The organism is Roseococcus sp. GW821-FHT12F05 (assembly GCF_058806835.1).
Genome location: NZ_JBXAQB010000011.1, coordinates 85,157 through 102,520 on the forward strand (window position 1 = coordinate 85,157; position 17,364 = coordinate 102,520).

Genomic DNA, 17,364 nt, shown 5'->3' on the forward strand with positions numbered 1-17,364 from the left:
TCTTGCTCCTTCGGATCAGGCCGTGGTTTCGACGGAGAGCACGCGGGCGACCCAGCGGATCGTCTTGCTCGCCTCGCCGGTGGCAGTGACGGCGAGCCCGCCATTCGCCGTGTCGGCCGTGAGGCCGATGCGCCAAGCGGCGGCCGCGGCGTCGCCATGGGTGGGCGCGACGCTGCCGCCCGAGCTGCCGGCGAGCGTGGTCGCGGCGGCACTGGCGCCGCGCCTGACCAGCGCCGTGACCTCCCAGCCCGCGCAGTCGCCGGCCGTGCCGCCGCCGCCGCCGGTCTGCTGCGCCACGACGAGGAGGCGAAGCATGTAGGTGCCGCCATTCGGCAGATTCACGGTGTTGTCGGTGCCGGGCGCAGCGTTGGTGGCGGTCAGGCGGGCCGGGGACGCATCGGCCGTGATCGCGCGGAGGACGAACTCCCCGGCCTGGGCATCGCCCGCACTGGCGAAGAATCCGGACCCCCACGCGCCACGGCCCGCCGAGCCTCGCGTGGATGCGCGCGAGCCCCCGGGAATCCACGAGACGGCGCCCGATGCCGCATTACCGTCGCCTCCGCCGACGGAGCTGCTCAGGCCGGAGGCGGCGTTGCCGTCGCCTCCGGGTATGGTGGAGGTCTGGCCGGTCGCGATATTCGCGCTGCCCCCGCCGACGGATGACCGTAGTCCGGACGCTTGGTTGTTCGTGCCGCCGGAAACCACGCTGGTTGCGCCGCTCGCGACACGCACCGCGGTGCCGCGCGAGGTCTGCAGGTCCACCGCGTTCGCGCCGCGCTGATTGCCGCCGGCCGCGGTGCCATCGGGGAATTGGGCGATCACGGCGCCGGTCCCCTTGGGATGCCCCACCACGGCGGAGATGTTGGCGTCCGTGCCGCTGGCCCGCCAGCCGACGCTGCCGGGCGAGCCGGTCGCGGCGGCCAGCACCTCGGGCCGGTTCACGGCGTTGGCGGGCGTCGTCACCTCGAGGCCGTGCTGCCCCGGCTCCGCGCCGAGGCTGAGCTTGCCGCTGTCGGCCCGCAGCAACTCGACGCCGTTGGCGGCGGCGGAGAGGGCCGTGCCGGTGGGGCGGAACAGCCCGGTCATCGTATCGCCCACCGAGAGTCCCGGCCGCGCGGCCTCGCCGGCCGGGGCATTGAGCCCGGTCGAGCCGTTGCTGCCGGCGTTGAAGAGCGGCCCGGGGATCGCCGTCTCCAGCAGCGGCGCGCTGCCGAGGTTGACGCGGTTCGGCACGCCCGTGGCCGCGTGCGCGAGGTGGATGGCCGCCGCACCGTTGTTGCGCTGGTTGTAGTTCACGCAGCGCAGCGCGCCGATGTCGATTCGGTTGGAATGCTGCTCGATGCGGATCGCATTGTCCTCGGCGTCGTCGACGCGCAGCGTGCCGATCTGCACGCGGGTCGAGGCTGCGTTCACATAGACGCCGATGGCGCCCGGAAGCGGCGCGCCGAGGCCGTTGTAGATCTCGCCCTGCGTGGTCATCGCATCGATCTGGCCATCGGTGCCGGCGGCCTCGATCCAGACGCCGTACTTCACGAAATCCGCATAGGCCTGGCCGATGCTGAACTTCTGCGTGTAGCCGGCCGCCGAGGAGGAGAAGCGGAACATCGAGCGGTAGCCGAGCACGAAGGACTGGTCGACGAAGACGCCGTCCACCCGGCGGAAGATCATCGCGTCTCCATTGGCCTGTTGCCAGCGGGCGATGTTCTCGTTCGACGACCAGAAGGGCCAGAAGTGGATGCTCATCAGCCGGCAGGTGTCGAAGGCCTCGTCGATCTCGATACCCGCGGTGAAGACCTGGCCGCGGATCCGCCGGAAATCCGTGCGGCCGGAGTTCCGCGAGTAGATGCCCCTGTTGATGCCGGAGAGCATCACGTTGTCGAAGTCCACGCCGCCCAGGCAGTCCACCACCTTGAAGAAGTAGTCGTAGTTGGTGGGCGCCCAGGCGGCGTTCTGCGCCGCGCCGTGCGACTGGCGGACGGCGATGTCGCTCACCGCCGAGCCGCGCGAGGCGACGCCCGTGAAGGTGACGGGCGTGAAGGCGGTCGACGCCACCGTGAGCCAGGTCCCATCGCCGGGGTTGCCGCCCTCGGCGAAGCCCGCGCCCTGCAGGCGGACGGAGTTGCTCGAAATCGTGATGCCCGAGTTCAGCCGGTAGGTGCGCGGGCCGAGGGTCACCGTGCCGCCGGCCGCGCCGAGGGCGTTGATGGCGGCCTGGATGGCCGGCGCGTCGTTGGTCGTGCCGTCGCCGACGGCGCCGAAGTCGCGCACGTCCACGCCGCGGTCGGCCAGCACGGCGCGGCGGAGCTGGGAGAGGCTGGCGCGCTTGGTGGTGGGGGTGGGGGTCACCTGCACGAAGGGCGTGAGGTCGCTGTCGGCCACCGCGGTGGCGGCCGGCAGCTCGCTGATCTTGAGGTCGGGCATGGGCTCCATCCGTTGGGGCTCTGGGGGCTGGGGCGTCGGGGCGGAGCGGTCAGTTCTGCGCGAGGGCGGCGCCGTCCTCCTGCAGCAGCTTCGGCCCGCCCTCGACCAGCACCAGGTGCAGGTCCGGCAGGATGTTGAAGCTGCGCGAGGTAACGAGGATGCCGCGGTCCTCGTTGTCCTCGATCTGGATGCGGTAGCCGTTACCGACGGCGGGGGTGGGCAGGGTCGTGGTCACGTAGCCCTGGTCGACCAGCACCGTCTTCGCCGGCGGCATCACCTGGTTCTGCGCGTTGCGCAGCGTGACCACGACCTCGGAGATGGGGCCGATCACCTGCGCCTGGACGGGGATGGCGGAGCCCATGATCACGCCGGCCATGAGCGGCGCCAGGATGATGGTGGCGACCACGGCGCTCGCCGCCTGGATCATGCGCAGCGTCTGGGCGACGGTGCGGGTCAGCGCGATGGGCGTCACCGCGCCGTCGAGCGTGACGCCGGGGCCGATGCCGACATTGCTGCGCACCGGCAGGATCGCCATGGAATCGGAGGATTGCACGATCATCACATCGCCGGCCTGCAGGCGGGCGGCGGCGGCGGCGAAGTAGCCGGGCGTCACGATCGTCGCCTTGAGGTCCGCGCTGCGGTAGTGCCAGAGGTTGAAGCGGGCGGTCTGGATCAGCGGCATGAGATCCGTCGCGATGAAGGACATGGGCGTGCGTCTCCTGGGCCGCGCGGGATGCGGGCAGAGCGGGGAAGGGAGGTTCTGGGATGGGGGGCCGGAGGGGGAGCGCTCAGGAAAGCACTGGGCGCAATTCGCCCCTTGGCCTCGCCGTTCTATTAGAACAAAATGGGAACATCAAGAAAAAAGCATGTCGCAAAAGCGATATTGTGAAACGGCCCGTCCTGCCGCATAGCCGGAGGGACGCGCCTCCGGAGACCGCCCATGCGCCGCCTGCTGCTGAGCCTCGCGCTGCTGCTCGCCACGCCTCTCCTCGTGAGGGCGCAGCAGCCGGTGCTGAACATCTACAACTGGGCGGACTACATCGATCCCTATGCGATCGAGCGCTTCCAGCGCGAGACGGGGATCCGCATCCGCTACGACGTCTACGACACGCTGGAGACGCTGGAGGGCAAGCTCTCCGCCGGACGCTCGGGCTACGACATCGTGGTGCCGACCAGCGAGCCCGCCTTCAACCGGCTGGTGCGCGCGGGGGCGCTGCGGCCGCTCGACATCGCGCGCATCCCCAACGCGGTCAATCTCGATCCGGCGCTGATGGCGCGCATCGCGGGCGTGGACCCGGGGAACCGGCACGGGGTGATCTACCTCTGGGGCACGGTCGGGCTCGGCATGAACGCCGCGCGCATCCGCGAGGTCGCGCCGGACGCGCCGATGGACAGCCTGCAGCTGCTGCTGAATCCCGAATACGCGCGGCGGATCGCGCGCTGCGGCATCGCGGTGATGGATAGCGCGATCGACGTGCTGCCCACCGTGCTGCGCCATGTCGGCGCCGATCCGAACAGCACCGCCCAGGCCGACCTGGACCAGGCCCAGCGGGCGCTGCTGGCGATCCGACCCTATCTCCGCTCCATCCCTTCGCCGCCGGCGATCATCGACGCGCTGGCCGCGGGCGAGATCTGCCTCGCCTTCTCCTATTCAGGCGACGTGATCCAGGCAGGCGCCCGGGCGCGCGAGGCGCGGCGGACGCATGAGGTCACCTACGTCATGCCGCGCGAGGGCGCGCAGCTCTGGTTCGACATGGTGGCGATCCCGGCCGACGCGCCCAATCCTGACGCGGCGCACGCCTTCATCAATTTCCTGCTGCAGCCCGACGTGATGGCGGGCATCACGCGGCAGGTGCGCTATCCGAATGCCGTTCCGGCCTCGCGCGCGCTGCTGCCGCCGGAGATCCAGAACGATCCCAGCATCTTCCCTGATGCGGCCGCGCTGGCGCGGAGCTTCGTGGCGGGCACGCCGGCGCAGGCGGGGGAGCGGGCGCGGGCGCGGCTCTGGGCGCGGTTCAAGGCGGGCCGGTGACGCTGCTTTCGCTGGAGGGCGTGACCAGGCGCTTCGGCGCGGTGACGGCACTGGATGATCTTTCCCTGGAGATCGGCGCGGGTGAGTTCTTCGCGCTGCTGGGCGGATCGGGCTCCGGAAAATCCACGCTGCTGCGCGTCGTCGCGGGATTCGAGGTCCCGGATGCGGGGCGCGTGCTGCTTGATGGCGCCGACATCACGCTCCAGCCGCCGCCGGCCCGCGACGTCGCGATGATGTTTCAGTCCTATGCGCTGTTCCCGCATCTCAGCGTCGCCGACAACATCGCCTACGGGCTGCGCCGGGCCGGCGAAGGGAGGGCGGCCATCGCCGCGCGGGTGGCGGAGCTGGTGGCGCTGCTCGGCCTCGGTGGGATGGAGGCGCGCCGGCCGCGGCAGCTCTCCGGCGGGCAGCAGCAGCGCGTGGCGCTGGCGCGCGCCCTGGCGCGGCGCCCCTCGCTGATCCTGCTGGACGAGCCGCTCGCCGCGCTGGATTCCGGGCTGCGCGAGCGCACCGGGCTGGAGCTGCGCGCCCTGCAGCGGCGGCTCGGCGCCAGCTTCGTGATGGTGACGCACGATCAGGCCGAAGCGCTGGCGCTGGCCGACCGCGTGGCGGTGCTGGAGCAGGGCCGCATCGCCCAGGTGGCGCCGCCGCGCGAGCTCTACGAGCGGCCGGCGACGCGTTCGGTCGCGCGATTTCTCGGCGCCGCGAATGTGCTGGAGACGGGCACGTTATCGCTGCGCGCCGAGGTTCCGGCGCCGGCCTATGCGCTGCGGCCGGAGCGCATCCGCCTCGTGGACACGCTCCCGGCGGCCAACGGCACGCCGGCGACAGTAACCGACCTCGCCTTCCGCGGCGGCGACGCGCTGCTGCTGGCTCAGGTCGCCGACGGCCCGCTGCTGCGCGTCGTGCTGCCGGCCGGTGCGCCCCTGCCGGCGGCCGGCGCCCGCATCCTCCTCGCCTGGGACGCCGCCGCCCTGGCGCCGCTCGCCGCGTGACGCGCGGGATCGCCTGGCTGGCGCTGCTGGCGCTGGTCGCAGCGCCGCTCGCCATCGTGATCGGCATGGGCTTCGGCACGCCGGATGTGGGCGTCCCGCCCGTCATCCCGCCGATCGGCCGCGGCGGCTGGCAGGGCAGCCTGGAAGCCTGGGGCCTGATCCTCGCCGACAGCTTCTACCTCGACACCTTACTGCGCTCCCTGCGGCTCGCCGCCGTCACGGCCGGGCTCTGCCTCGTGCTGGGCTTCGCCATGGCGCTGGGAATCGCCAGCGCCCGGCTCGACCGGCAGCCGCTGCTGCTGGCCCTGGTGCTGCTGCCCTTCTGGACCGGCTTCGTGCTGCGCCTCACCGCCTGGGTCGGGCTGCTGCGCGACACCGGCTGGATCAACGCCGTGCTGCTGCGGCTGGGCGTGATCGCCGAGCCCCTGCCACTGCTCTACAGCGACGGCGCGCTGCTGCTCGGTATGGTGCATTCCTATCTGCCTTTCGCCGTGCTGCCGCTGACGGCCGCGCTGGCGAAGCGCGACCTCGCCGTGGAGGAAGCGGCCGCCGATCTGGGCGCCCGGCCGATGATGGTCTTTCTCACCGTCACCCTGCCCCTGGCGGCACCGGCGGCCGCGGCGGCTTTTCTTCTCGTTTTCATCCCGGCGGCCGGCGAGGTGGTGATCCCGGAGATGCTGGGCGCGCCGGATTCCATGCTCATCGGCCGTTCCATCTGGGGCGAGTTTTTTCAGACGCGCGACTGGCCGACGGCCGCGGCGCTCTCGACAGCCCTGCTCGCGCTGCTGCTGGTCCCGATCGCGCTCTACCAGCGGCTCTCGGTGGTGAAATGAGGCGGCTCCTCCTCGTCCTCGGCCTGGTCTTCCTCTGGGCGCCGATCCTGCTCCTGGCCGGCTATGCCTTCTCCGACAGCCGGGTCCCCTTCGAATGGGGCGGCTTCTCCCTCCGCTGGTTCGGCGCGTTGGCGCGAAACCAGCGGATCGTCGAGGCGGCCTGGCTCTCGCTGCGCATCGGCGCCGCCGCGGCGAGCCTCGCGACCTTGCTGGGCCTGGCGCTGGGCTGGGTGCTGGCGCGGCACGGTCCCTTCGCGGGGCGGCCTGTCTTCGGCGCCCTGGCCGGCGCTCCCCTGGTCCTGCCCGAGGTGGTGACGGGCCTGTCCCTGCTGCTGCTCTTCGTCGGCCTCCAGGCCCTGACCGGCTGGCCGGTCCAGCGCGGCGCGACGACGGTCTGGCTGGCCCATTCCTCGCTGGGCATGGCCTATGTGGCCGTGCTGGTGCAGGCGCGGCTGGCGGCGCTCGACCCCACGCTGGAGGAGGCGGCCTCGGATCTCGGCGCCTCTCACTTCGCCGTCTTCCGCACCGTGACCCTGCCGCTGATCCTGCCCAGCCTCGCCGCCGGCTGGCTGCTGGCCTTCACCCTCTCGCTGGACGACGTGGTGCTGGCGAGCTTCGTCTCCGGCCCCGGCGCCACCACGCTTCCGGTCTACCTCTTCTCCCAGCTGCGGCTGGGCATGACGCCCGAGGCCAATGCCCTGGCCGTGGTCTTCCTCGCCGTCGCCGGCCTGCTGAGCGGGTTTGCATGGGTGCTCCGCCGCCGCGCGGGTTGAACGGCCGGGCCGGGGAGCTTAGGGTCCGCCGCCGCGAAATTCCCGCGACTCCCCTAGGAACCGTCATGACCCTGATCGCCGAACGTCTGAACCGCATCTCCGCCTCCCAGACCATCGCCATCTCCTCGAAGGCGCGGGCCCTGCAGGCGGCCGGGAAAGACGTCATCAGCCTGTCCCAGGGCGAGCCGGATTTCGAGACGCCGCAGCACATCAAGGACGCCGCCATCGCTGCCATCCAGGCCGGCGAGACGCGCTACACCGACGTGTCCGGCACGCCTGCGCTCCGCAAGGCCGCCGCCGCCTACTTCAAGCGCGAGCACGGGCTGGACTACAAGCCGGAGCAGATCATCGTCTCCACCGGCGGCAAGCAGGTGATCTTCAACGCCATGCTCGCCACGATCGACGATGGCGACGAGGCGATCATCCCCGCCCCCTGCTGGGTCTCCTACCCGGACATCGTGGCGCTGGCGGGCGGCAAGCCGGTCATCGTCGCCGCGGGCCAGAACCAGGGCTTCAAGATGACGCCCGAGCAGCTCGAGGCCGCGATCACGCCGAAGACCAAGTGGCTGATCCTCAACAACCCCTCGAACCCGACGGGCGCCGCCTACTCCAAGGAGGAGCTGAAGGGCCTGGCCGAGGTGCTGCTGCGCCACCCCAACGTCTGGGTCTTCACCGACGACATCTACGAGAAGCTGGTCTATGGCGGCTTCCAGGCCTCGACCATCGCCGAGGTGGAGCCGAAGCTCTACGACCGCACGCTGACCATGAACGGCTGCTCCAAGGCCTTCGCGATGACCGGCTGGCGCATCGGCTTCGCCGGCGCCCCCGTGGCGCTGACCAAGGCGATGGACAAGCTGCAGAGCCAGTCCACCAGCAGCACGAGCTCGATCAGCCAGGCCGCGGCCGTCGCCGCGTTGAACGGCCCGCAGGAGAGCATCGAGGCGATGCGGGTGGTCTACGAGCGTCGCCGCGACATGGTGGTGAAGATGCTGAACGAGGCCCCCGGCCTGCACTGCATCACGCCCGAGGGCGCTTTCTACGTCTTCCCCTCGCTGAACGCCTGCCTCGGCAAGACCAGCGCCGGTGGCAAGAAGATCGAGACGGACGAGGACTTCGTGTTGGCCCTGCTGGACGAGCAGGGCGTGGCGGCGGTGCACGGTTCGGCCTTCATGTTCCCGGGCCACTTCCGCATCAGCTACGCGCTGAGCGACGAGACCCTGGCCGACGCCTGCACCCGCATCCAGAAGTTCTGCGCCGGGCTGCACTGAGCTTCCAGCTCGTACCCGCCACCGAGGAGGACCTTCCGGCCCTCCTCGACCTCTCCATCCGGGTCCTGCGCCAGGACCTGGAACGGATCGGCCGCTGGGACCCGGCCCGCCGTGCCGCCCGGATGCGCGCCAGCCTCGACAAGGGCGGGCTGCGCATGATCCGGCGGGACGGCGCCATCCTCGGCTGCTGCCAGGCCGTCCCCCATGCCAGCCATGTCGAGGTCGCGAGCTTCTACCTGGAGCCCTCGGCCCAAGGGCAGGGCCTCGGCCGCGCTGTCCTGGCCGCGCTCCTGGCGGATTCGCCGGCCCTGCCCGTGCGGATCGAGGTCATGAAGGGCAGCCCTGCCCGGATCTTCTGGGAGCGCGTGGGCTTCGTCGTGACGGGCGAAGCCGGGGTCGACTGGCACATGGAGCACCCGCCCCGCGCCTGACGCAGGGCCATCCCCCGCCTCACGACTTGCAAATTCCGGCGGGAGAGGGCATCTCCCGGCCCACTGTATATATCCTGACCGTAAGAGATTGGGCAGGCGGCGCCGAGAGGCGCTGTCCTGCCTTGCCGCATGGAGGCCTACCGTGGCTCATTCACCGCTCGAGAAGATTCGCAATATCGGCATCACCGCGCATATCGACGCGGGGAAGACGACGACGACCGAGCGCATCCTCTACTACACCGGCAAGAGCCACCGGATCGGCGAGGTGCATGACGGCAACACCACGACCGACTACATGGAGCAGGAGCGCGAGCGCGGCATCACCATCACCTCAGCGGCGGTGACGGCGATGTGGAACGACAACCGCATCAACATCATCGACACGCCCGGCCACATCGACTTCAACATCGAGGTCAACCGGTCGCTGCGCGTGCTCGACGGCGCCATCTTCATCATCGAGGGCGTGGCCGGCGTGCAGCCGCAGTCCGAGACCAACTGGCGCCTGGCCGACCGCTACCGCGTGCCGCGCATCATCTTCATCAACAAGCTCGACCGCACCGGCGCCGATTTCTACAAGGCCGCCGCGACCCTGACCGAGAAGCTCGGCATCAACTGGGTCGCGCTGCAGCTGCCGATCGGCATCGAGGACAGCCTCAAGGGCGTGGTCGACCTCGTCGAGATGAAGGCGCTGATCTGGGAGGGCGACGAGCTCGGCGCCAAGTACCATGAGGTTCCGATCCCGGCCGACCTGGCCGACAAGGTCGCCGAGTACCGCCAGATCCTGCTCGACACTGCCGTCGGCATCGACGAGACGGCGATGGAGGAATATTTCGACAAGGGCGACGTGTCCGTCGAGACGCTGAAGCGCTGCATCAAGAAGGGCACGATCTCGGGCGAGTTCCGCCCGGTGCTCTGCGGCTCGGCCTTCAAGAACAAGGGCGTGCAGCCCCTGCTCGACGCCGTCATCGACTACCTGCCGAGCCCGGTGGACGTCGAGGGCATCAAGGTCGCCCCGGAAGAGGGCCAGGACGAGACGGCCGACCGCCGCATCATCCCGGTGAAGACGGACGGCCCCTTTGCCGGCCTCGCCTTCAAGATCATCAACGACAAGTATGGCAACCTGACCTTCGTGCGCGTCTACTCGGGCGTGCTGCGCCAGGGCGACATGGTCATGAACACGACCAAGGGCCATCGCGAGCGCATCGGCCGCATGTTCCAGATGCACGCCGACAAGCGCGAAGAGATCAAGGAGGTCATCGCCGGCGACATCGCGGCCTTCGTGGGCCTGAAGGACACCGGCACGGGCGACACGCTGGCCTCCGCCGAGGATCCGGTGGTGCTCGAGCGCATGGCCTTCCCGGTCCCGGTCATCGACATCTCGGTCGAGCCGAAGACCAAGGAAGCCGTCGAGAAGATGACGCTCGGCCTGCAGAAGCTGGCCGGCGAGGACCCCTCGCTGCGCGTGAAGACCGACCAGGAGACCGGCCAGACCATCCTCTCCGGCATGGGCGAGCTGCACCTCGAGATCATCGTCGACCGCCTGCGCCGCGAGTACGGCGTGGACTGCAACATCGGCGCGCCGCAGGTGGCCTATCGCGAGACGATCACCAAGAGCCACACCGAGACCTACACCCACAAGAAGCAGTCGGGCGGCTCGGGCCAGTACGCCGAGGTCAAGATCACCTTCGAGCCGCGCGAGCGGAACTCGGGCATCGAGTTCGTGAACGCGATCGTCGGCGGTTCGGTCCCGAAGGAGTACATCCCGGCGGTCGACAAGGGCATCAAGGTCCAGGCCGATACGGGCGTGCTCGCCGGCTTCCCGACGGTGGACTTCAAGTTCAGCCTCATCGACGGCAAGTACCACGACGTCGACTCGTCGGCCCTGGCCTTCGAGATCGCCGGCAAGGCCTGCTTCCGCGAAGGCATGAAGAAGGCCGGCCCGGTGATCCTGGAGCCGATCATGGACGTCGAGGTCACGACCCCGCAGGACCATGTCGGCGACGTCGTGGGCGACCTCAACCGCCGCCGCGGCGTGATCCAGAACCAGGACATGGCCGGCACCTCGGTCATCGTCCGGGCGCATGTGCCGCTGAAGGAGATGTTCGGCTACATCTCCAACCTGCGCGGCATGACGAAGGGGCGCGCCTCCTTCTCCATGCAGTTCCGCCACTACGATCCGGTGCCGCGCAACGTGGCCGACGAGATCATGAAGGCCGCGGGCTGATCCAAGCGGGATGACCGAAGGCGCGAAGGCGCCGGAGGTCTGAATCCCGCGGTAACACGAAAGCGGGATGACCGAAGGCGCGAAGGCGCCGGGGGTCTGATCCGCGACAACACGAAGCTGCCGCGCCTGGGCGACCGGGCGCGGACCCATCCCTGGGGGACCGATGCCCGTCTCGCGCGAGGACGTGATCGCCGCCTATGAGATGATCCTGGGGCGGTCTCCGGAGAGCGAGGAGGTCGTCGCCCTCCACGCCCGCGTTCACGCCGACCGCAAGGCACTGGGTCTCAGCTTCCTCGCCTCCGAGGAAGCCAAGCAGCGCTCGACGATCGCCAGGAACGGCGACTGGCTCCTGCTCATGCACATGGGCCTCGATCGCGAGGACCTGGGCCTGCTGGCCGGGGTCACCGCCCCGGAGCGGACCGGGATGCCCGGCTACTTCGTGGACTTCCTCGGTCAGCGGACCAGGACCTCCGTCATGGACGACGGACCCCTCCTGGACGGCTCCGTGGGCGGGCCACCGTTTCCCGCCGACTTCCACGCAGGGGCGGCCGAATGGGTGGCCTTCGTCAAGGTCCTGAAGGCTGCGCAGGGGGGATTCGTCGCGGCGGAGCTCGGCGCGGGCTGGGGCCCCTGGACGGCGGCGGCCCACGCCCTGGCCGCGAAGCTCGGCCTTTCTCCCGTGAAGCTCCATGCGGTGGAGGCCGATCCGGACCTCTTCGCGCGGCTCCGGCAGCATCTGGACGACAATGCGGTTCCGCCGGAGATCCTGAACCTCCGCCATGCCGTCGTATCGATGGGGCGGGGCGAGCGGCTCTGGTCGCCGCGCGGAGAGGCCAGCACCGATTATGGCGCCAGCGCACCGGCCGAGGGCGAGGTTCTCGATTACCGCGGCCTCCGCATCCAGGATCCGATCGCGGTCGCGAGCCTTCCCCTGGACGACTTCCTCCGGGAGGAGCCGGTTTGGGACCTGATCCACATCGACCTCCAGGGCATCGAGGAGGATCTGTGCCGCGCGGTGATGGAGGTCCTGTCGGAAAGGGTCCGGCATGTCATCGTGGCGACCCATTCCAAGGCGCTGGATGCCGGCTGCTTCGAGGCCTTCCACCGGGCCGGATGGGTGTGCGTGATGAACAGCGCGCCCATCGTGTCCTACGACGCCAAAGTGCCGACCATCCAGGCGATGACCCGCATCGACGGCATGCAGCTCTGGCGGAATCCGCGGCTGGCACCCTGAGCGCGCCGCGGATTTCATTGGCGTCCGCATGAATTGAGCGCAACCTCCCGCCAAAAGAGGGGAGGCTTTCATGCGTCACGCGATCCTGGTCGTCTTCGTCCTCGTCGCTTGGCCCGCGGCCGCGCAGCAGACGCGCTACAGCGTCTATTGCGCCAACGAGAAGATAGAGGTGGACAGCCGGACGCCGCAGCAGATGGCGAGCGCCCGCGGCTCGGGCACCTGCCGGCTGCAGAGCTTCAACTACCTGTCCGATGCCCAAAGCTTTGCGCAGCGCAATTTCGGCGGGGTGGGCGCGCGTTGTTCCTGCCGATAGCGGATTGCGCGGCCGGTTCGCGTCGGAGAGGCGGGCTATCGCTTCAGGAAGTGCGTCGCGACCATCTCGATGACGGGCTTCTGGTCCGCGGCGCGCGTCCCCGTGTAGCGCATGATGACCACGCCGAGCTCCGGCTTGGACTTCGACGGCTTCAGCGTCTCCACCAGCCCCGTGACGGCAACCGTCTCGTCGGGCCGCAGCGGGGCGGGCCATTTGGTGTCGATCTGGCTGCCGCCCAGGCTGACCGCACGGAACAGCCCGCTGCCCATGATCAGCCCGAAGCAGGCGCCCATGGTGTGCAGCCCGCTCGCCACCAGCCCGCCGAAGAGCGGCGCGGCCTTGGCGGCCTCGGGATCCAGGTGGAAGGGCTGCGGGTCGTACTTGCTGGCATAGGCGATGATCTCGTCCTGGCTCAGGGCGAAGGAGCCGAACTCGAAGCCCTGGCCGAGGGCGAGCTCATCGAAGGAATTCAGCGGCGTCAGCATCAATGGATCACTCTCCCGTCGGTCAGCACTGAGATCAGCAGGTAGAGCGCGCCGCCGGCAAGGAAGCCCACCACGGTCCCGTTGATCCGCACATATTGCAGGTCCTTGCCGACGCGGAGCTCGATCTTCTCCGTCACCTCGGCGGTATCCCATCCCTTCACCACGCCCGCGATGAAATCGGCGAGCCGCGCCTGGGCCGAGGGCACCAGCGTCGCGAAGGCGGCCTCGACGGCGCCGTTGAGCCGGGCATGCGCCACCTCGTCCTCGGCGAGGAAGGTGCCCGTGTTGACCAGCGCCGTCTCGATGAAGGCGATGGTGCGGCCCTCGGGATCGGCGGCATCGGCGACGATCACTTCGCGCAGCCGCGCCCAGACGTCGCCGAGCCATTCGGCCACCGCCGGATGCGACAGCGCCCCGCGGATCGCCCGGCCCAGCGCGGCGGCGCGCTCGGGCTCGTTCTCCAGCCGGGTAATCTCCGTCTCGATCCAGGCCTCGAAGGCGAGACGGAGGTCGGATTCGCCCGGCTCCACCTTCTCGAGCTCGGCGTTCAGCACGGCCAGCACCTTGTCGGCCACATAGGCGCCGGCGGCCCAGCCCATGAGCTTGCCGCCCTGCTCGCGCACGCGGCGCTTGATGGCCTCGCGCAGCTCCGCCTGCTTGGCGGCCAGCACGATCTTCAGCTGCGCCAGGGCGAGGTCGAAGACCGCTTGGTGCTGCCCCCCGGCCATCAGCGCCCGCAGCATCCGTGCCACCACCTGCGCCGCGCCCGGCCCGCCCGCGATCCGGGGCAGCAGCCGGGTGGTAAGCCGGAGCGCCCGCCCGTCCTCCAGCGTCCGCAGCAGCCGGGGCACGGCGGCCGCCAGCGCCTGGGCGGCGGGCCGCGAGGCCTTCGGATCGACCAGGAAGCCCGCCAGGATCCCCGCGACGTCGAGCCGCGCGATCACCCGGCGCAGCTCCGACTCGGTGAAGACATGATTGGCGACGAAGCGCCCGAGCCCCTGGCCCAGCCGCTCCTTCTGCCGCGGGATGATGGCCGTGTGCGGGATGGGCAGCCCCAGCGGCCGGCGGAACAGCGCCGTCACCGCGAACCAGTCGGCCAGCCCGCCCACCACGCCGGCCTTGGCCGAGGCGGCCAGCAGGTCGGTCCAGATGTTCGGCGGCAGGCGATAGGCCAGGACCATCAGCGCGGCCATGAGGATCAGCAGGGCGGTCGCGATGGCGCGGTGGCGCGCCAGGGCCAACCGCAACGCGTCGTCGGGAGAGGGCATGGGCGCCATTCTACCGCCGGCACCGCTTGCTTGGCGACCTGGGGACGCCCATGTTATGGGATAACATCATGTTGTCATGGCTCCACCCTCTCGACCTGGCGAGCGGCAGCTCGGCCCGGGTCGTTCTGGCCGCCGCGCTGCTCGCGGCGCTGTGGGCGGCCATTGGCTGGGCGCTGGCGGCATGAATTCCCCCCATCTGAAACCTGCTGAGCTGCGCGTTCGCGATCTCACGGTCACACATGGGCGCCGACCGGCCGTCCACCACCTCTCCTTCGCGCTGAAGCCGGGCGCGATGATGGCGGTGGTCGGGCCCAACGGCGCCGGCAAGTCCACCCTGCTGCGCGCCATCGCCGGGCTGCACGCACCTTCCTCCGGCCGGATCGAGGGTGTGGAGCCGGGCCAGATCGCCCTCCTGCCGCAGCAGGCCGCGCTGGATCGCAGCTTCCCGCTGACCTGCCGTGACGCCGTGCTCTTCGGCCTCTGGGCCGAGAGCGGCGCCTTCCGCACGACGCCCCGCCCCGAGCGTGTCGAGGCCGCGCTGGACGCCGTCGGCCTGCACGGCTTCGCGAAGCGTCCCGTCGGCAGCCTCTCCTCCGGCCAGTTCCAGCGGCTGCTCTTCGCGCGACTGCTGCTGCAGGACGCGCCCATCATCTTGCTCGACGAGCCCTTCAATGCGCTGGATGCCCGCACCGCCACGGATCTGATGGAGGTGCTGCGCCGCTGGCATGGGGAAGGGCGCAGCATCCTCGCCGTTCTGCATGACCTCGACCTCGTGCGCCGCGAGTTCCCGGAGACCCTGCTGCTGGCCCGCGAAGGCATCGCCTGCGGGCCGACCGAAGCCGCGCTCTCCGCGGAGAACCGGATGCGGGCGCGGATGATGTCGGAAGCCTGGACGGAAGGCGCCGAGGCCTGCGCAGCCTGAGGCGCGCTGCCCGCACGACATGATCTGGGACATCTTCATCGCGCCCTTCGCCGAGTTCGGCTTCCTGCGCCGCGCCCTCGTGGGCTGCCTGGCGCTGAGCCTCTCCGCGCCCCCGCTCGGTGTCTTCCTGATGCTCCGCCGCATGAGCCTGACCGGCGATGTCCTGGCTCACGGCATCCTCCCTGGCGTCGCGCTGGGCTTCGTCCTCGCCGGCCTCTGGGTGCCGGCGCTCGCCCTCGGCGGCCTGATCGCCGGGCTGATCGTGGCGATCGGCTCCGGCGCCATCGCCCGCGCCACGGGCGGGCGTGAGGACGCTGCGCTGGCCGGCCTCTACCTGACCGCCCTGGCGGCCGGCGTCACGCTCATCTCCTGGCGTGGCTCAGCCGTGGAGCTCACCCAGCTTCTCTTCGGCTCCGTCCTTGGCGTGGACGACACGGCGCTGCTCTTGATGGGGGGCGCCGCCACGGCGACACTGCTCTTCCTCGCCTTCGCCTGGCGCCCGCTGATCCTGGAATGCTTCGACCCTTCCTTCGCCCAGGCCGTCGGCGTGCGCGGCAGCGTCTGGCACCTGGGGCTGCTGGCGCTGGTGGTGATCAACCTCGTCGCGGCCTTCCAGGCGGTGGGGAGCCTCATGGCCGTGGGCCTGATGATGCTGCCCGCCATCGCCGCCCGCCACTGGGCGCGCGAGGTCGGCGGGCTGGTCATGGCCGCCGTGGGCCTGGCCCTGGCGGCGACCCTAATCGGCCTGCTCGCCTCCTACCACGCCGACCTGCCGAGCGGCCCGTCCATCGTGCTGGCCGCGGCTGCGCTCTGGGTGATCTCGCTCGTCACCGGCCCGGTGGACGGGCTGCTAGCGCGCTACCGGAAGCAGCCTCACCTCGAGGGCTGACGGCCGGCGAGCATGGCGATCGCCGCCAGCACCTGGATCGCCCCTGCCGCGAGGAAGAAGGCGTCCGTGCTGGCGGAAAACTCGCGCAGCAGCCCGAAGCCGGCCGGCGCGAAGGCATAGGCCGCCTGCCCGCAGGCCGTGACCAGCGCCACTGCCCGTGCCGTGTCCCCGGCCGAAAAATCCTGCTGGGCGATGAGCGGCGGCAGCGAGGTCGCATTCCCCAGCCCCAGCCCGAACAGCACCACGCCTGCCAGCAGCAGCGTCACGTCCGTTCCGCCCGAGGCCAGCAGGACCAGCGAGCCCACCACCTGCACGCCGTGGTTCCCGGCCGCCGCGATCCGCCGATCGGCCGTGGGGGTGAGCAGCCAGCCCATCGCCGTCCGCCCGACGATCGCGCAGACGGTCGCGAGTCCGGCCGCCAGCCCCGCGAGCCGGGGCCCCATCGGACCGGCCATCAGGGAGAAGAGGTGCGCGATCAGCCCGATCTGCGCGAAGAGGCCGAGCGAGCTCGCCGCCACCAGCGTGACGAATCGCCGGTTGCGCCACAGCGCGCGGCCGGGCAGCGGCGTGTGGCGCGAGACGGGGCGGGCCGCCGCCGGCCCCGCCGCGTCGCCGTCCGGCGCCTGGCCAAGCTCGGCCGGCGAGCGCCGGAAGTAGCGGCCGGCCAGGAGCCAGAGGGTCACCGCCATCGCGCCGCCGATCAGCGCGACCGCCGCCGGAAAGCCCAGCGCGCCGATGGCCAGCACCCAGAGCGGCGAGAGCAGGATGCCGCCCACCGAGGCGCCGTTATAAGCGGTGCTCAGTGCGGCCGGTCGGCGCCGGACGAACCAGGGCGAGACCATGGCGTTGATCGCGGCGGCGCCGGTCGCGGCCCATCCCGCGCCGCTGACTGATGTGGCGAGGAAGAGCTGCCAGGGCGCCTCGGCCAGCGCCCAGCCCAGCATGCCGGCGAGGCTCAGCAGCCCGCCTGCCCGCGTGACGGCGACGACGCCGAATCGCCGGTGCAGCGCTGGCAGGTTCGCGACGGCGAAGGCGCCGAGCAGGAAGTGGGAGGTGACGGCGGTGGAGACCATCCAGATGGGCCAGCCGCGCGCCTCGTGGACGGCGAAGAGGAAGACCGGCGGCCCGTAGAAGCCCACACCCCAGCCGAACACGGCGACGGTGAAGGCCGCCCAGGTGACGCGCCAGCCGAAGAAGGTCTGAGGGGTGGCGGGCACGTGGTCCCTTTGGATCCTGGGGGCGGTGGTCGGCGTGGCGGACATGAAGCGGCATCCCG

At 70.6% G+C, this 17,364-nt stretch carries 16 protein-coding genes; 11 read left to right on the forward strand and 5 right to left on the reverse strand.

The features are described 5' to 3' along the window. Positions 1 to 15: 15 nt before the first annotated feature. Together AC1ROY_RS23280 and AC1ROY_RS23285 are read right to left on the reverse strand one after the other, a co-directional pair. A complete protein-coding gene (locus tag AC1ROY_RS23280; protein WP_493151286.1) occupies positions 16 to 2,421 on the reverse strand; it encodes a glycosyl hydrolase family 28-related protein in 2,406 nt (801 codons plus the stop codon). Between the two features lie 49 nt (positions 2,422 to 2,470). After that, on the reverse strand, positions 2,471 to 3,127 hold the full coding sequence (locus AC1ROY_RS23285) for a hypothetical protein (RefSeq protein ID WP_493151287.1): 657 nt from the start codon (positions 3,125 to 3,127) through the stop codon (positions 2,471 to 2,473). Between the two features lie 234 nt (positions 3,128 to 3,361). Here AC1ROY_RS23285 and AC1ROY_RS23290 point away from each other — a divergent pair, with 234 nt between their 5' ends. From AC1ROY_RS23290 to AC1ROY_RS23330, 9 genes are all read left to right on the forward strand, one after another. Beyond that, a complete protein-coding gene (locus AC1ROY_RS23290) occupies positions 3,362 to 4,453 on the forward strand; it encodes an extracellular solute-binding protein (RefSeq protein ID WP_493151288.1) in 1,092 nt (363 codons plus the stop codon). Continuing rightward, on the forward strand, positions 4,450 to 5,448 hold the full coding sequence (locus AC1ROY_RS23295; protein ID WP_493151289.1) for an ABC transporter ATP-binding protein: 999 nt from the start codon (positions 4,450 to 4,452) through the stop codon (positions 5,446 to 5,448). The genes AC1ROY_RS23290 and AC1ROY_RS23295 overlap by 4 nt, the downstream gene beginning before the upstream one ends. Beyond that, positions 5,445 to 6,281 (forward strand): ABC transporter permease, encoded by an 837-nt coding sequence (locus tag AC1ROY_RS23300; RefSeq protein ID WP_493151290.1) that lies wholly within the window; start codon positions 5,445 to 5,447, stop codon positions 6,279 to 6,281. Before AC1ROY_RS23295 ends, AC1ROY_RS23300 begins: the two co-directional genes overlap by 4 nt. Continuing rightward, a complete protein-coding gene (locus tag AC1ROY_RS23305) occupies positions 6,278 to 7,054 on the forward strand; it encodes an ABC transporter permease (protein ID WP_493151291.1) in 777 nt (258 codons plus the stop codon). The genes AC1ROY_RS23300 and AC1ROY_RS23305 overlap by 4 nt, the downstream gene beginning before the upstream one ends. A gap of 65 nt (positions 7,055 to 7,119) precedes the next feature. Then, the gene (locus tag AC1ROY_RS23310; protein WP_493151292.1) at positions 7,120 to 8,322 is read left to right on the forward strand and encodes a pyridoxal phosphate-dependent aminotransferase; all 1,203 of its coding nucleotides are present in this window, start codon (positions 7,120 to 7,122) and stop codon (positions 8,320 to 8,322) included. Between the two features lie 122 nt (positions 8,323 to 8,444). Then, on the forward strand, positions 8,445 to 8,753 hold the full coding sequence (locus AC1ROY_RS23315; protein WP_493151293.1) for a GNAT family N-acetyltransferase: 309 nt from the start codon (positions 8,445 to 8,447) through the stop codon (positions 8,751 to 8,753). Between the two features lie 142 nt (positions 8,754 to 8,895). Then, positions 8,896 to 10,977, forward strand: a complete 2,082-nt coding sequence (gene fusA, locus AC1ROY_RS23320) for an elongation factor G (protein ID WP_493151294.1) — start codon at positions 8,896 to 8,898, stop codon at positions 10,975 to 10,977. Positions 10,978 to 11,140: 163 nt separating this feature from the next. After that, a complete protein-coding gene (locus AC1ROY_RS23325; protein WP_493151295.1) occupies positions 11,141 to 12,211 on the forward strand; it encodes an FkbM family methyltransferase in 1,071 nt (356 codons plus the stop codon). Between the two features lie 70 nt (positions 12,212 to 12,281). Continuing rightward, positions 12,282 to 12,524, forward strand: a complete 243-nt coding sequence (locus AC1ROY_RS23330) for a hypothetical protein (RefSeq protein ID WP_493151296.1) — start codon at positions 12,282 to 12,284, stop codon at positions 12,522 to 12,524. 35 nt (positions 12,525 to 12,559) lie between these two features. On the opposite strand, the gene AC1ROY_RS23335 is transcribed toward AC1ROY_RS23330, so the two are convergent. Beyond that, positions 12,560 to 13,009 carry a MaoC/PaaZ C-terminal domain-containing protein gene (locus AC1ROY_RS23335; RefSeq protein ID WP_493151297.1) on the reverse strand — a complete coding sequence of 150 codons (450 nt, stop codon included), beginning with the start codon at positions 13,007 to 13,009 and terminating at the stop codon, positions 12,560 to 12,562. Further along, entirely contained in the window at positions 13,009 to 14,277 is a 1,269-nt protein-coding gene (locus AC1ROY_RS23340) for a DUF445 domain-containing protein (protein ID WP_493151298.1), read from the reverse strand. Before AC1ROY_RS23340 ends, AC1ROY_RS23335 begins: the two co-directional genes overlap by 1 nt. Positions 14,278 to 14,458: 181 nt before the next feature. Between AC1ROY_RS23340 and AC1ROY_RS23345 the strand changes: the two genes are divergently transcribed. Then, positions 14,459 to 15,199 (forward strand): metal ABC transporter ATP-binding protein, encoded by a 741-nt coding sequence (locus tag AC1ROY_RS23345; protein WP_493151299.1) that lies wholly within the window; start codon positions 14,459 to 14,461, stop codon positions 15,197 to 15,199. A gap of 19 nt (positions 15,200 to 15,218) precedes the next feature. Beyond that, positions 15,219 to 16,088, forward strand: coding sequence for a metal ABC transporter permease (locus tag AC1ROY_RS23350; RefSeq protein ID WP_493151300.1), 870 nt, complete (start codon positions 15,219 to 15,221; stop codon positions 16,086 to 16,088). On the opposite strand, the gene AC1ROY_RS23355 is transcribed toward AC1ROY_RS23350, so the two are convergent. After that, positions 16,073 to 17,305, reverse strand: a complete 1,233-nt coding sequence (locus tag AC1ROY_RS23355; RefSeq protein WP_493151301.1) for an MFS transporter — start codon at positions 17,303 to 17,305, stop codon at positions 16,073 to 16,075. The genes AC1ROY_RS23350 and AC1ROY_RS23355 overlap by 16 nt on opposite strands. Positions 17,306 to 17,364: the final 59 nt, after the last annotated feature.

Coding starts and splice junctions, on each gene's coding strand:
- AC1ROY_RS23280 (WP_493151286.1), bottom strand. CDS start 2,421: ATGCCCGACCTCAAGATCAGCGAGCTGCCGGCCGCCACCGCGGTGGCC.
- AC1ROY_RS23285 (WP_493151287.1), bottom strand. CDS start 3,127: ATGTCCTTCATCGCGACGGATCTCATGCCGCTGATCCAGACCGCCCGC.
- AC1ROY_RS23290 (WP_493151288.1), top strand. CDS start 3,362: ATGCGCCGCCTGCTGCTGAGCCTCGCGCTGCTGCTCGCCACGCCTCTC.
- AC1ROY_RS23305 (WP_493151291.1), top strand. CDS start 6,278: ATGAGGCGGCTCCTCCTCGTCCTCGGCCTGGTCTTCCTCTGGGCGCCG.
- AC1ROY_RS23310 (WP_493151292.1), top strand. CDS start 7,120: ATGACCCTGATCGCCGAACGTCTGAACCGCATCTCCGCCTCCCAGACC.
- AC1ROY_RS23315 (WP_493151293.1), top strand. CDS start 8,445: ATGCGCGCCAGCCTCGACAAGGGCGGGCTGCGCATGATCCGGCGGGAC.
- AC1ROY_RS23325 (WP_493151295.1), top strand. CDS start 11,141: ATGCCCGTCTCGCGCGAGGACGTGATCGCCGCCTATGAGATGATCCTG.
- AC1ROY_RS23330 (WP_493151296.1), top strand. CDS start 12,282: ATGCGTCACGCGATCCTGGTCGTCTTCGTCCTCGTCGCTTGGCCCGCG.
- AC1ROY_RS23335 (WP_493151297.1), bottom strand. CDS start 13,009: ATGCTGACGCCGCTGAATTCCTTCGATGAGCTCGCCCTCGGCCAGGGC.
- AC1ROY_RS23340 (WP_493151298.1), bottom strand. CDS start 14,277: ATGCCCTCTCCCGACGACGCGTTGCGGTTGGCCCTGGCGCGCCACCGC.
- AC1ROY_RS23345 (WP_493151299.1), top strand. CDS start 14,459: ATGAATTCCCCCCATCTGAAACCTGCTGAGCTGCGCGTTCGCGATCTC.
- AC1ROY_RS23350 (WP_493151300.1), top strand. CDS start 15,219: ATGATCTGGGACATCTTCATCGCGCCCTTCGCCGAGTTCGGCTTCCTG.